Origin of the sequence: Rhodococcus sp. PAE-6 (assembly GCF_025290685.1) — a bacterium.
GTDB classification, from domain to species: domain Bacteria; phylum Actinomycetota; class Actinomycetes; order Mycobacteriales; family Mycobacteriaceae; genus Rhodococcus; species Rhodococcus pyridinivorans.
Window position 1 is genome coordinate 1 of sequence record NZ_JAOCLZ010000036.1, and the last position, 14,064, is coordinate 14,064.

11 protein-coding genes and 1 pseudogene are annotated in these 14,064 nt (G+C 68.4%); 8 read left to right on the forward strand and 4 right to left on the reverse strand.

From position 1 onward, the window contains the following. Positions 1–344 precede the first annotated feature (344 nt). The 8 genes from NVV99_RS25485 to NVV99_RS25520 are packed head-to-tail and all read left to right on the forward strand — an operon-like array spanning position 345 to position 8,621. A complete protein-coding gene (locus NVV99_RS25485) occupies positions 345–689 on the forward strand; it encodes an NADH-quinone oxidoreductase subunit A (RefSeq protein ID WP_007626392.1) in 345 nt (114 codons plus the stop codon). Further along, positions 680–1,954, forward strand: coding sequence for a hypothetical protein (locus NVV99_RS25490; RefSeq protein WP_231782164.1), 1,275 nt, complete (start codon positions 680–682; stop codon positions 1,952–1,954). The genes NVV99_RS25485 and NVV99_RS25490 overlap by 10 nt, the downstream gene beginning before the upstream one ends. Further along, positions 1,947–2,882 carry a complex I subunit 1 family protein gene (locus tag NVV99_RS25495; protein WP_017836399.1) on the forward strand — a complete coding sequence of 312 codons (936 nt, stop codon included), beginning with the start codon at positions 1,947–1,949 and terminating at the stop codon, positions 2,880–2,882. The genes NVV99_RS25490 and NVV99_RS25495 overlap by 8 nt, the downstream gene beginning before the upstream one ends. Before the next feature lie 3 nt (positions 2,883–2,885). Then, a complete protein-coding gene (locus NVV99_RS25500) occupies positions 2,886–3,449 on the forward strand; it encodes an NADH-quinone oxidoreductase subunit J (RefSeq protein ID WP_064257203.1) in 564 nt (187 codons plus the stop codon). Then, a complete protein-coding gene (locus NVV99_RS25505) occupies positions 3,446–3,748 on the forward strand; it encodes an NADH-quinone oxidoreductase subunit K (RefSeq protein ID WP_231782142.1) in 303 nt (100 codons plus the stop codon). The genes NVV99_RS25500 and NVV99_RS25505 overlap by 4 nt, the downstream gene beginning before the upstream one ends. Continuing rightward, positions 3,745–5,691 carry an NADH-quinone oxidoreductase subunit L gene (locus tag NVV99_RS25510; RefSeq protein WP_064257204.1) on the forward strand — a complete coding sequence of 649 codons (1,947 nt, stop codon included), beginning with the start codon at positions 3,745–3,747 and terminating at the stop codon, positions 5,689–5,691. Before NVV99_RS25505 ends, NVV99_RS25510 begins: the two co-directional genes overlap by 4 nt. A 2-nt stretch (positions 5,692–5,693) precedes the next feature. Continuing rightward, on the forward strand, positions 5,694–7,184 hold the full coding sequence (locus NVV99_RS25515; protein ID WP_007626381.1) for a NuoM family protein: 1,491 nt from the start codon (positions 5,694–5,696) through the stop codon (positions 7,182–7,184). A gap of 21 nt (positions 7,185–7,205) precedes the next feature. Further along, positions 7,206–8,621 carry an NADH-quinone oxidoreductase subunit N gene (locus tag NVV99_RS25520; RefSeq protein WP_064257226.1) on the forward strand — a complete coding sequence of 472 codons (1,416 nt, stop codon included), beginning with the start codon at positions 7,206–7,208 and terminating at the stop codon, positions 8,619–8,621. Positions 8,622–8,763: 142 nt separating this feature from the next. Here the strand turns inward: NVV99_RS25520 and NVV99_RS25525 are convergent. The 4 genes and pseudogenes from NVV99_RS25525 to NVV99_RS25540 all read right to left on the reverse strand — a co-directional run bounded on the left by NVV99_RS25525 (position 8,764) and on the right by NVV99_RS25540 (position 13,745). Further along, a protein-coding gene (locus NVV99_RS25525; RefSeq protein ID WP_141764068.1) for an IS3 family transposase occupies positions 8,764–9,962 on the reverse strand; the annotation gives its coding sequence in 2 pieces (ribosomal slippage) (positions 8,764–9,707 and positions 9,707–9,962; 1,200 coding nt in all). A 39-nt stretch (positions 9,963–10,001) separates the two neighbouring features. Continuing rightward, positions 10,002–11,048 (reverse strand): annotated as a pseudogene (locus NVV99_RS25530) (IS1634 family transposase); the annotation flags it as partial. Between the two features lie 116 nt (positions 11,049–11,164). After that, positions 11,165–12,625: a group II intron reverse transcriptase/maturase gene (gene ltrA, locus NVV99_RS25535; RefSeq protein ID WP_231782162.1), complete on the reverse strand. Its 1,461-nt coding sequence runs from the start codon at positions 12,623–12,625 to the stop codon at positions 11,165–11,167. A 502-nt stretch (positions 12,626–13,127) separates the two neighbouring features. Beyond that, complete coding sequence (locus NVV99_RS25540; protein WP_231782143.1) at positions 13,128–13,745, reverse strand: hypothetical protein; 618 nt, start codon at positions 13,743–13,745, stop codon at positions 13,128–13,130. Positions 13,746–14,064: the final 319 nt, after the last annotated feature.

Sequence of the window (14,064 nt, forward strand, 5' to 3'; positions counted from 1 at the left end):
TACGCACAACCGCCAGCCGCTTCTGCGGCCTGAGAACTGAACACACGCTCAGCCTCAACAAAACTCGGGACTTGACAGACAGTTCTTCGATGAGTAGCCAGCGACGCGCGGAGGTGTGCGCTTTCTTTCGACGACAACCCCGCCCCCAGTCGAGCCCAACCGGTTCCAGAGATTTCGCATCAGTCGGACCCACACGCGGGTGTTCCTGCTCTGCGGAGCCGGCCCCGGTCACGGCTGACCGCCGAGCTGGAACGAGATTATCGATCGCGGTAATCCGTTAAGGTGACTCCCACCGCTCAGCGACCGGCCTCGATGTTCGACCGCGAGAAAGGGGAGAGACCGTCATGTCCTCAGGGATCGTGTCCGTGGCTCTGGTGGCGCTGTCTGTCGTTGCTCTCTTCTATGCACTCCACCGCGTGGCCAGCATTACCTCCGACCCGTTGACAGTCCTGCCGGCCCAATCCGGGTGGGCACCGCAGGAGCACGCTCTGTCGCGGTTCCACGCACGCTGGTACCTCGCCTCGATCGTGTTTCTGGCCTTCGACGTCGAGATGCTCTTTATGTACCCGTGGGCCGTGGTGGTGATCGAGAAGGGGCTCTCTGCGGTGGTGGAGATGTTCCTGTTCCTTGGTGCCCTGCTAGTCGCCGTGGCCTGGGCACGGCGAGAAGGCGCATTCCGATGGGCTTGAGCCCGTTTCTCGCCCGCCTCGCCGTCCAGGCCACCCGGGTGCTCGTCGTCGAGGCCCCGGGCCAGTGGGCGACTCGGATGGAGCTTGAGCAACAGCTACTCCGTCGCGGGTGGCGGATAGCCAGTAGTCCGGCTCAGGGGGACGTGCTCGTCGTGTGTGGTGCGCCGGGCCCTGAGCTGTCGGATCTGGCGAACCGCCTCTGGGAGCAGATGCCCGGCCCTCGGGTGCGCATCGGCATCGCCTCGCCCGGAGCGGTGGTTCCCGCCCTCGACAATGCCACTGCGCACCTGCTCGACACTTCCCATCACCGGACCGACGCCCGCGAACGGGCGCAGGAGCCCTCGATGTCCGATCACGCGAACAATGCTGATGGCGAAGGGCACGTGGGTCACGAAGGACACGAGGAACACCAGGGCCACGGTGGACACTCGGACCACGAAGAGCACGCGGATCGCCAGGCGCACGAGGGCCACGAAGACCATGGCGGGCATGGTGGCCACGAGGGCCACGCAGACCACGGCGGGCACGAGGGCCATGAAGGCCACGGGGATATGGACATGGCTCCCGCCGGGATTCCCTTGGCCGAAGGCGGGGAGGACCGCGACGGCCTGGAGATGGATGTTCTCCATCTGCCGCTCGGTCCGGTATTGCCGTTCTGGCCGGCCGGGCTCGTGCTGCACTGCTCGCTACAGGGGGACGTTGTCGTCGGCGCCACCGCCTCGGTGATCGACGCGACGGAGCACAGGGCCGGAGCACCCGGTCGGCCCACGGACCACGCGTCTGCCACGGTGACCCAATGTGATCAGGTCATGGCACTGCTGGCACTGGCCGGTGCCGAAGACCTGGCGGACTGCGCCCGCCGTGCCCGGGACGGGATTCTGACGGGCGATCCCGGTGCCGCCCGTGACGCCGTCGAGCGTCTGCACCGGAAGGTTCGCAGGTCGCGGCTGCTGCGCTGGTCATTGCGGGGCGTGCTGCCGCTCGGCCCGGCCGATCTGGAGCGCCACGGCTTGCCGGGGCACTGCCTCGGGGATGCCCACGACCGGTTGCTGGCCCAACTGGAACGGATCCGCGTCGAGGTCGGCGGCGCAACGCCGGACCGGGCGGATGGCGGCTCAGCGCAGGAATCTGCGGACAAACTAACTGTGCCGTGGGCGGTGGTGCCGGACCTGGTGACCGGTTTGGAGCTGGGCACTGTGCGCTTGGCGGTGGCGAGCCTTGATCTGGGCTCGCATCCTGCCGTCCGGGAGGTGGGGCATGTCTGAGACCGTGGTGACGACCGTGTCCGGTGGGTGGGCCGTGCTGGCCGGGGTGATCCTGTGTGGGCTGGCGTTGTTCGCGGTGGCGCTGGACGGGGTGCTCTCGTCGCCGGCGCGGGGCGGCGGTCGTGGCGGGCCCACTCCCCTGGCCCGTGCGGCCCGTCTGTTGCGGCAGCGTCGCCGCACGACGGTCGCCGCGGACACCCTGCTGTGGCGGATCGGCGGCGCGGGCATGCTGGTCGGGGCGTTCCTGATGATCGCCGTGATCCCGCTGGGCCGCTGGACACTGGCGGACCTCGACGTGGGAGTCGTGTGGTTCAACGCCGTCGACGTCATGGTGTGGGCCCTGGTCTGGCTGGCGGGGTGGGGCGCCAACTCCATCCACGGTCTGGTGGGCGGTTACCGCTTCCTCGCGCACGGGCTGGCCTATGAGCTGCCGCTGATGTTCGCATTGGTGGCCCCGGCGATCGCCGCCGGCAGTCTGGCGGTGGGCGACGTCGCGGCCGCGCAGGACGGCGTGTGGTTTGTGGTGTGGATGCCGGTGGCGTTCCTGGTCTTCCTGATCGGCGTGACCGGCTTCTCTGTATGGGGTCCATTCGCCCCGGCCCTGTCCGCGGACATCGTCGGCGGGGTGACGGCCGAACTCTCGGGGGTCGATCGGCTGGTCCTGCAGGCCGGGCGCTACCTGTTCCTCACCGCCGGGGCGGCGTTCTCGGTGCCGCTCTTCCTCGGCGGTGGTGCCGGGCCCGTCCTGCCCGACTGGGCGTGGGTGCTGGTCAAGACAGCGCTGGTGCTGACGGTTCTGGTGTGGGCGCGGCGCAAACTTCCGCTGCTGCGACCGGATCGGTTCATGGAGATCGGCTGGACTGTCTTGCTCCCGGCCGTCGTGGCCCAGGATCTGCTTGTGTCCCTCGTCGTGGTCTGGAAGGGCTGAGCCGTGCTGGTCGGGATCGTGTTCTGGGTACTCGCTGTGGTGGCGGTGACCGCGGGGACGGCCGTGTTCGTGGTGGACTCGATGGCCCGGGCCACCTACGCGCTGGCGGCATCGTTCATCGCCGTGGGGGTGATGATTTTGCTGCTGGGTCAGAGCTACCTGGGCATCATCACGATTCTGATGATGGTCATGGAGATGGCGGTGATGGCGGTCTACATGGTGATGTTCATGGGCATGAACCCGGCGCTGATGCCGATGGACATGACCCACGGGAAGAAGACCGCGATCGGCACCTCGGTCGGGGTCTTTGTGCTGCTGGCCGCCGGGGCGCTGCTGATCCCGTGGCCCGAGCGACGTGGCGCCCCACCCGAGGACCTCACCAACGCGCTGGGCCTGGAGATCATGGGCGAAAAGATGTTGGTGATGGCCGTGGTGGGCGCGGTCATGGTGGCCACCATCGTGGCCGGGATCGTCCTGGCCGCCGGGCGCACCCGCTACGACCGGCTCGGCGACGATCTGCGGCGCCGCCCGGCCGACGACCCCCAGCCGGGAGGTGTGGGTCGATGACCCTGGAGGCCGTTCTGGTGGTGGCCGCCGCCCTGTTCGCCGTCGGGCTCTACGGGGCCCTGTCCCAGCAGGTGGTGGTGATGGTGATGATGGGCCTGGAGTTGATGATCAACGGGGTGCTCCTGGCCGCCGCGGGGTTCTGGTGGTTCCTGGCCCCGGGCCCCTCCGGGCAGGTGCTGCTGCTGGTGGTGCTGGCGGCCATGACCGTGGAGATGGCCATTGGCTTTGCCGTGGCGACGCTGTTGCACCGCAAGCGGCAGACCGACATGACCGACATGGCCGAGGATCTCTCCGGATGACCGCCGACCAGACCTTGCTGCTGACCCTGGTGGTGCTCCCGGCTGCCGTGGGTGCGGTGCTCGCGCTGACCCGGGCGGAGCGGGTTGCGGCCCCGATCGCGGTATCGACCGCTGCCGTGACCGCGCTGCTGGCGGCTGTCGTCGCCGTTGCGCGGCCTGCGGTGGCGTTCCCGTTCATCGCCGGCGGCGACGTGGCACTGGAGGTCGACGCCCTGGCGGCGCTGACCCTGCCGATGGTCGCAGTGGTGACCCTTTTGGTGCTGGTTTTTGCGGCCGGCAACATCCGGGCGGCCCGGCCCCGCTTCCACGGGCTGATGCTGCTCTTCGCCGCCGCGGCCCTGATCACGGCCTCGGCCGCCAGCCTGCCGGCGCTGCTGTTTGCCTGGGAGTTGATGGGCGCGACCTCGTACGCGTTGATCGGGTTCTGGTGGCGGGACACCGACCGCGTCTCGGCCGGGCTCACGGCCTTCCTCACCACCCGTACCGCCGACCTGGGTCTCTACCTGGCCGCCGGCGCTGCCTTGGCCGGCGGCGCCGGTATGGGCCTGTCCGAGTTGCCGGCGGCGGAGAGCCCGTGGCGGCACGTGGTGGCGGCCGGGATCCTGGTGGCGGCACTGGGCAAGGCCGCGCAGCTGCCGTTCTCGTTCTGGCTCTCCGGCGCGATGAAGGGCCCCAGTCCGGTCAGCGCACTGCTGCACTCGGCGGCGATGGTGGCAATGGGCGGTTACCTGCTGCTGCGCGTGGAGCCGCTGCTCGCCTCCACCGGGTGGGCGGGCCCGGCCGCCGCGTGGATCGGGCTACTGACCGCGGTGGCGATGGGGATCGTGGCGTTGGCCCAACGGGATCTCAAACAGTTGCTGGCGGCGTCCACTGTGGCGCAGATGGGATTTGTGGTGCTGGCCGCCGGAGTGGGCGCGGTGAGCGGAGGTGCCGCCCAACTGGTGGCCCATGCCTCCACCAAGGCACTGCTGTTCCTCGCTGCCGGGGCGTGGCTCACCGCGTTGGGCACCGAGAAGCTCACGGAACTGCGCGGGGCGGGCCGCCGATGGCCGGTGGTGGGCGTGACCGCGACCGTGGGAGCCCTGGCCCTGGCCGGGATCGCGCCGCTGTCCCTGTGGGCGACCAAAGACGCGGTGCTGGCTGGGGCCCTGGAGACCTCGGCCTGGCTCTACGCCACAGGACTGGTGGCGGCGGCCCTGTCGGCGGCCTACTCCGGCAAGGTCCTATGGACGATCTGGCACCGCGGGGCCCGGGCCCGGGTCGAGGAGCCCACCGCCGGGCGGGAGGTCGGCGCAACGCAAGAGCTCGGCACCGGGCAGGTGGGGGCGCTCGAGCAGGCTCCGCTGGTCGTGCTGGCCGCGGGGGCGGCCGGGCTGTCGGTGTTGGCGCTGCCCCCGCTCAGCGGCGCCCTCGCCCAGGCGATGGGCGGGCACGGCGAGGTGACGGCGCTCGAGCTCGTGGTCTCGGCCGCCATCGCCCTGGCCGTGGTGCTGCTGATGCGACGTCTACGCGCCCCGGAACTCGGGTGGGCCGAGCGGTGGCTGGGGCTGGAGGCTGCTGCGCACGTTGTCGTCGTCGTTCCCGTCATGCGGTTGGCGCACCTCCTGGCCCGGTTCGACGACGCGGTCCTGGACCGCGCCGTGACCTCCGTGGCCGGGGCCGTCCCGATGCTGGCACGGTCCGTGGCGCGGTTCGACGACGAGGTCCTCGACGCCGGAGTCGGAGCAGCCGCACGGGCCGCCCATACGGCCGGGCAGGGCGCGGCCCGCCTCGATGACGCCGTGGTCGACGGCGCCGTCGAGGGCCTGGCCGGTTGGGTTCGCCGACTCGGGCACCTGGCCCGCACCCCGCAGACCGGGGCCGTCCACCAGTACCTCCTGCAGGCCGTCGCGGTGCTCACCGTGGCCGTGGTGGCCTGGACCGTCTACGCAGTGATGGGATGAGCATGCTCAGTCTGATCGTCTTTCTCCCCTTGGCCGCCGCCGCCGTCCTGGCCGCGGTGCCGGCGATCGGGCCGGCGGCCGCGCGATGGGCGTGGATCGCGGTGAGCGTGCTGGAAGTGCTGCTGGTTGCCGTGGTGTGGGCCGGCTACAAGGACCCGGGACCGAACGGGCTGGCGTTCGAGGAGCAGGTGCCGTGGATCCCGGGGGTGGGCAGCAGTTACCACGTGGGCATCGACGGGCTGTCCCTGCCGCTGGTGGCGATGACGGTCGTGGTGTTCTTGGCGTGCGCTGTGTACTGCCTGCGGGATTCGGACCGGCCGCGCGTGCAGGCGGCGCTATTTTTGTTCCTGCAGAGCATGAGCCTCGGCGTGTTCGTTTCGGCCGACCTGATCCTGTTCTTCGTCTTTTTTGACCTGTCGATCGTGGGAATGTACTTCATCATCGCCGGGTGGGGCCACGGCAATGCGGCCCGGTCGGCGCTGAAGTTCTTCCTCTACACGTTCCTGGGGTCGCTGGCCCTGCTGCTGGGTTTCATCGGGCTGTATGTGTTCTCGGCGCCCCACACCTTTGACATCCCCGAGCTGGTCGCCGCACCCCCGCTGGCCGGTGAGCCGCTCGCCGGGGGGCTGGTGCTGGCGGCGATCCTGGTGGGCTTGGCCGTCAAGACCCCCACCGTGCCGTTCCACACCTGGCTTCCCCCGGCCCACACCGACGCCCCGGCCGCCGGCTCGGCCGTCCTGGCGGGGGTGTTGCTGAAGATGGGCGCGTACGGCTTCGTGCGGATCGCCATGCCGATGCTGCCCGAGGTCTGGCGGGCGTGGGCCTGGGTGATCGTGGCCGTGGGAATCGTCTCCGTGCTCTACGGCGCACTGGTGGCGCTTGCCCAGACCGACCTCAAGCGGATGATCGCCTACACCTCCGTCAACCACATGGGCTACATCGTCCTGGCCCTGGGTGCGGCCGGGCTGCTGGTGGAGGGTGCCGAGCAGGCCCGGTCCGTGGCGGTCACCGGCGCGATGGTGCAGATGGTCAGCCACGGACTGATCACCGCCGCCCTGTTCTTGCTGGCCGGGGTCATGCAGAGCCGGGCCGGGACCTACGACCTGGGTTCCTATGGCGGGCTGGCCGGCCCCGCCCCGCGGTACGCGGCGCTGTTCGCGATCGGCGCCTTTGCCTCCCTGGGCCTGCCCGGATTCTCCGGGTTCATAGCCGAGTTCCAGATCTTCGCCGGCAGCGTGGCCGTGGCCCCGGTGACCGCAGTGGCGCTAGTGGGCATCGTGATCACCGCCGCCCTGTTCCTGCGGGCCCTGCAGCGGGTCTTCACCGGGCCCGCCGCCGGGCGCTCCCCCGGGTTCGCGGACCTGCGGGCGCACGAGCTGTGGTCGGCCGGCCCTCTGCTGGCGCTGTCCGTGCTGATCGGAGTGCTGCCGCTGGTGCTGCTCGGGGTGATCGAGCCGAGCTCGGCCGCCCTCGTGGAACTGGTGGGACGGTAACCCGTGGACGCCTCCATGCAGATGAGCCCCGGGCTGCTGCTGCCCGAGATCATCGTCTTTACCGGCGGATTGGCGGTGCTACTGGGCGGATCGTTCCTCCCCCGGCAGCGCCAGTGGATCGCCCGCGCCGCGGCCGCCCTGGCGCTACTGGGCGCCGCGACCGCCGCCGCGGTGGCTATGGCCGGGCCTGCGCAAAGCGCCTTTGCGGGTACCTTTGCCGTGGACACCGCCACCGGCGCCGCACGGGTGATAGCCACCCTGGCCACCCTGCTGATCCTGGGGGTGGCCTCCGGGGAGCTCAAGGACTCCCCGCGCGAATCCGACACCTACGCCCTGCTGCTCTTCGCCACCGCCGGGGTGATGGTCCTGGCCGGGATCACCGACCTGTTGGTGCTGATCGTGGGATTCCTGCTGGCCAGTATCCCGCTGTACGGGATCATCGGACTCACCGGCGGCCGCTTGGGCGCCGAGGCGGCGGTCAAGACCTACCTCATGGGGGCGCTGTCCGGGATCCTGCTGATGCTGGGCGTCACCGTGCTCTATGCCCTGGCCGGAGGCACCGACTACGCCCTGCTCCGGGAGGCGTTGCCCACCGCACCGGACGCCGCCGTGGGGACAGGCATCCTGGGGGTGCTGGCCGGGCTGCTGTTCAAGGCCGGCGGGGTGCCGATGCACTTCTGGGTGCCCGACGCCGCCCAGGGCTCCGGGGTCACCGCCGCCACGTTCCTGACCACCGTGCCCAAGGTGGGCGCGCTGGTGGCCGTGTACCGGTTGGTGGCCACGGTCTCCGCCGAAGAGCACTCCTGGTTGCTCGTCGCCGCCCTACTGGCCACCGCCTCGATGTTCCTGGGCAACCTGGCCGCCTACTGGCAGACCAATCCCCGCCGGCTACTGGGCTGGTCGACCGTGGCGCAGGTGGGGTTCCTGCTGGTGCCCGTGGCCGCAGCCGGGCGCAGCGACCTGGCCCTGCCCTCGCTGTTGTTCTACCTGGCCGCCTACGCCGTGACCAACGTCGCCGCCTTTGCCGTGACCGCTGCCCTGCCCGAGCACCGGACGCTCGCCGAATACCGCGGGCTGGCCCGCTCCCGCCCAGGGTTGGGACTGACCGTGCTGGTGGCGCTGCTGGGGCTGGTGGGCACCCCGCCCCTGGCGATCTTCGTGGGCAAACTGACCACCGCCACCGCCGCCTGGGACGGCGGTCACGGGTGGCTGGCTCTGGTGGTGGTGGTCAACAGCGTGATCAGCCTCTTCTACTACCTGCGCTGGTTCGCCCCCGTCTTCGCCCGACCCGACTCCCAAGCCGCCGAGTTCCCCGGACGCGGCGGGATGGCCGCCTGGCCGGCCGTCACGGCCGCGGTCGCCGCGACCGCGAGCCTGGCGCTGGGCGTCCTGGCCGGTGTCCTGTGGGCTGCCCTCGACGGCCCCGGGATCCTGTAGGGCTGGGAGCGGCAGCCTTCCCCAGCCGGAAGGGGCGTCGAGTAGGTGCGGGAGGGAGCCGGGGGCCGTACAGGAGAGCCCGCTTATAGGAGAGTGGGCTGTGTCAAGGATTGTGGACAGGTCCTCGGTGATTTCGGGTGTGTCAGGCCGCCTCGGTTAGGTCCTCGGCGGCGGGATTGTGGGCGTCGGCCCATGCCTGGGCCGGGGTGCGGTAGCCCAGGCTGGAGTGCGGTCTTTGACGGTTGTAGAACACCTCGATGTACTCGGCGACGGCGAACCGTGCTCGGGCGCGGGTATGGAACACCTGCTGGTGGTACATCTCGTTTTTCAGGGTGGCGAAGAACGTCTCCGCCGCGGCGTTGTCCCAGCACACCCCGGTGCGGCCCATCGACTGCACGAACCCGTGCTGGGTGCAGTAGGTGACGAATTCGTCGGAGGTGTACTGAGACCCGTGGTCGGAGTGAAATATTGCCCCTTCGGCGGCTTGGCCCTGCGTACGGGCCATTTCCAGGGCGTCGACGACCAGGCTGGCGCGCATGTGCTCAGCGGTCTGCCATCCGATCACCTTGCGCGTGGCCAGGTCGATCACGGTGGCCAGGTACAGCCACCCCTGGCCGGTGCGTAGGTAGGTGATGTCGCCGACCAGTGCGGTGCCGGGGCGGTGACTGCTCGGGGCGAAGTCGCGGCCCAGCTTGTCGGCGAAGACTTGGGCTTTCTCGTCCGGGACGGTGGTGCGTTTGTAGGCCTTGCGCTGGATCGCCGCCAGGCCGAGCTCGCGCATCAGGTCGGCCACGAGCCCCACCGAGGCCGGGTGCCCCTCGTCATTGAGAATGGCAGCGATGCGCCGGCACCCGGCAGTGCCGCGCTGCTTATGGAAAACGCGCTCGACCTCCATCTTCAGCGCTTCGCGGCGCGCCTGGGTGGCTGTAACCTGCCCGGCGCGGGCGCGCCACGCGTAGAACGACGAGCGGGCCACGCCGAGCTGGGCGCACATCCAGTCGATCGGAAAGTTCGCCTTCTCCGCCTCGATCAGGACTGACTTCTCGTTCAGTCCTGCTCCCGGGCGAAGAAGGCCGCGGCTTTTTTTAGGAACTCATTTTCCATCTTCAGCTTGCGGTTCTGCTCCTCGAGCTCGGCCAGCCTGCCGTGGTCGGCCGGACTCATCGACGTGTCCGGCTCCGGATTGGCCTGCCGGTGCTTCTGAACCCAGTTGCCCAGAGTGCCCGGGTTGATCGCCAACTCCCCGGCCACCTCGGCAATCGAGCGGTCACTCTGCAGGACCAGCTGCACCGCCTCGGTCTTGAACTGCGGACTGAACTTCCGCCTCGAACTCGCTGCCATGATCTCGATCCTCTCGCCTCAAGCCCGAGTTGCACCAGATTAGTGTGCCAACCCGGACCGGGGATTCGCGATGCTGAGGGAGTCGAGGATGTGCACGGCGTCGTCGGTGAGCGGGTCGAAGGCGGTGTGCTCGTGGCCGGCGATCGTGATGGTGACTTCCTGCAGGGGACGCAAGGTCCGCACGATCTTCCGGATCGACATCCCGGTCGCGTCCTGCAGATAGCGTGAGATCGCCAAGGCGGTGAACACGATGGTCAGGTGCGCCTCGATGGAGTCGCGGGTGTGACTGAAGATCGGGCGGGCACGTAGGTCGGTCTTCGACATCCGAAACGACTGCTCGACATGCCACAGATCGTGATACTTCGCCATGACTTCCTGCGGATCCATCAGCGAGACAGGCAGGTTCGTCACGTAGCCTTTCAGACCGATCAGGGAACGCGCCCGGGCCAGAGCATCGGTGTCGAGGGATTTGCCCCTGGTGGTGGTCTTGACGAATCGCGGTGCTATAGCAGCACGGGTGCCGTCGACGACCTCCCGGGCCCGGGCTTCCTGCGCGTTCAGCGTCTGGTTGTCGCGGACGGCACGCTTGGTCGAGTACGCCCAGATCGCTCGCCACGCCGTCGTGTCGGTCGGCTCCCATACCGGCTCACTGCGACGGGTGAGGTCGTTGACCGTGCTCTTGGCGTGCCGTGGGGTGACGGTATCGATGACCTGCCCGTCGGTGAACACGTCCCCGTTCCAGTGGAAATGACTGGCCAGATCCGCCGGGGCCTTCGTCACCCGCGATCCGACGATGAACTTCAGTCCGGCAGCATCGAGATCCTTCAGATTCGTCGACGACAACATCCCGGCGTCGGCGGCGATGACCATCTCCACCCCGTCGATATTGTGGCGGGCCTGGAACTGCCGCACGATGGGCACGATGGTGCGGGTCTCGGCGTGGTTTCCTTCGAAACACCCTATTTCCAACGGAAATCCGGTGCGGTCGACGAGCAGCCCGACGACGATCTGCGGGTCGACCCGGCGCTCCTTGGAGTAGCCGACTTTCCGTAGGTCGTCTTCCTTGTCGGCTTCGAAGTACAAGGTGTTGGGTGGACCCGGGGCGCGGTGGCGGCATTGCTGCTGCTCCGTTTCCCCGGGCCTCCCGCCGAACCCGCCGTGCGCCTTTCAGCGCAACGGGCTCTCCACGACGATGGTGCCGGTCAGGCAGCCATGATCGGGTCGTAGGGACTGGGGATCTTCGTCCCGCGGTACCAGTAGCGTTCGATCCGCACTCGAGTGGGATCGAACAGGACCGCGTCCGAGGTCGCGATGGGTCTCCAACTGCCGTCGGAACGGCGGAGCCACCGTCTGACCTTGGACCAGTTCCAACGACGCTGCTCGCGCTGCCAGGCCACGAACCTTCGCCAGGTGAAATACCGGAGGAAGGAAAAACGTCGCCCGGCCAGCGCGTGGCGGAAATAGTATGTCCAGCCACGCAGTGCCGCGTTGACCTCGACGATCACAGCCGTCAGGGGCCGAGGAGACCGGCGTGGGGTCAACTGGCGGATGGTCTGCTTGATCGACCGAAACGCCTTGTCGGCGATGAAGGTCATGCAGTACCACTTTCCGCCTCCTCGTCGTTGCCTCCACTGGAGGTGGAAGCCGAGGAAGTCGATCCCATGCTCGAGGTGCGTGATGCGGGTTTTGTTCTCGGACAAACGGAGTCCGATCCCGCCGAGCACCTCGGTGACTTGTTCTTTCAAGGCGAGTACGCCATCTCTGCTGCCGTTGGTCATGATGACGAAATCGTCCGCGTAGCGCACGATCCGCCAGTTGCCCACTCCGCCACGCGCCCGTTTGCGACGAGCCCACTGCGTGGCCTGATCGCCACCGGGTTGCCACGGAACCATGATCGCCTCGTCCAGAGCGGACAACGCGATGTTGGCCAGCAGCGGCGAAATGATCCCGCCCTGCGGCGTTCCCGCATCGGTACTGTCCTGGCGGCCGAGCTCATCGAGCACCCCGGCCTTGAGGAACGCCCGCACCAATGCGACGGTCTTCTTGTCCGCGATCCGTGCCCGCACCCGTGCGAGTAACGCCCGGTGATCGATGTGGTCGAAACAGCCTTCGATGTCCGCGTCCAGCACCCACCGGTACCCGCGCTGAGCGTAGTAATGGATCTCCGCGACCGCATCGTGGGCTCGCCGCTTCGGCCGGAAACCGTACGAGACCGGCAGAAAGTCGGCCTCGAAGATCGGTTCCAGCACCATCTTCAACGACTGTTGCACGACCCGGTCGGTCACGGTCGGGATCCCCAACGGGCGGGACTTGCCGCCCGGTTTGGGGATGAGCACCCGCCGCACCGGCGCGGGCCGATACGTGCCGTCCTCGATGCTTGCGGCGATCCCGGACAAGAACGCCTGGACCTCGCCGCGCTGTTCGATCCGGTGCACAGTCACACCGTCGATCCCAGCAGTGCGAGCCCCTTTGTTGCGTGCCACCACCGACCAGGCCATCCGCAGATAGTCCGGGTGGGACACGAGGTTGAACAAGTCCCCGAACCGCGCACTGCGGTCGGTCTTGGCCCACCGGTGATACTTGATCTGCGTCCGCGCTACCCGATCCCGGGCGATATCCGCCCGAGGCCCGGCGCCGGAGTTCACCGACGCGTCTTGCGCCATCGCAGTACCTCCTATCCATTGTCGCTGCCGCCCTTCCCGATGTGTCCGGCTCTCCCGGACTCGCAGTACTACGGCGGCTCCGCCAGTTCCCGGATCGGTCGGTGGACGACGCACCCAGCCACCCCGCAGCACCGGCTGCACCACGGTCGTGGCAGATCCGAGAACCTTCCCGTGTTCACTCGCTGTTCGCTCACCGAAGGAGGCACCCGGCTATCTGCCTGCGGCACCCACCGGCGACTACTCCGTAGTCATTCGCCGCCGGCCCCGCCCGGGAAAGTAACTCGTCCCCCGGACGGTCTGCCTGCCCGTCACTCCGGCAGAAAGCTCACCGCGCCCGCCCCAGATCCGCAGGGTTGGAGGCGGTTATACGTCAAGACAGGTGATGACACCGGTTCCTCGCGTATACCTCTTCGGCATCGCTCGCCGCGCCCACGCCATCCAGCGGTGCTGACGCGACACGGCTTTGTCAGGGCTGCTCCCACCCTCCCGGGCGTCTCCCCGGTCAGGCTGCCCCCAGCTTCATAGACTCCTGGCTACGGCCAGGCTCAAGGCAAAGGTCTCTCACCTCCGCTCGAACAGCAAGCGCCTCACGGCGCACGGTCACGTCGTAGAGCAGCAGGTTCAGATCTCCCGCGGTGGCGGCGTGCTCGAAGCAGCGTCGTGCGATGTCGTCGCGGTAACCGTGGCCAGTGCATCGCTGCAGAGTTCGCACGAAGGTGTTGCGGTGGGCCGGGGCGATACCGATCTCGCGCAGCACTCTGCCCGCATCGGCAACCGACGTCGGTTCGACGAGGCGGGCTGCCACGAGCTGGAAGAACGCGTCGTTGTCGATGACATCGAAGCCGAGACGCCGCCAGGCAGCAGCGATGACCTCGATCAACCAGCGGGACCGTTTCCCGGTGATCGTCGGTGCAGAGCTGGTGGTGCCGAGGTCGAGGTCGAGCTCTTGCTGGCCGGCGAGCAGTTTGGTTCGAGCGGTTTCGAGCAGGGCGGCGAGTTCGCTGTCGGTGTGGGCCGATCCGAGGTGCTCGAGGACCTTGTCCCGGCGGTCCTGCTTGGCCGCGATCTGCACCGCGGTCGCTCCCGAGGCAGTGCGGACTTTGCGGATGTAGGCGGCCACGAGGCGGAGTCTACCGAGCCGTTAGTGTGCCATTTTCCGCACACGCACCGCCGCTACCTGCACAGACGCACCGGGCTACCCCGGAAACCGGCTCACCTGGTGCAACTCGGGGGTCACTCTGCAGGACCAGCTGCACCGCCTCGGTCTTGAACTGCGGACTGAACTTCCGCCTCGAACTCGCTGCCATGATCTCGATCCTCTCGCCTCAAGAGGTTGTCCAAGATCTTTGATACACCCCACTCGGAGCTTGACCCCTGATCTTGGACACGTGGAATCCAGCACACTGCTGGGGGAAGCGAGAATCCAAGGATGGCCAGAA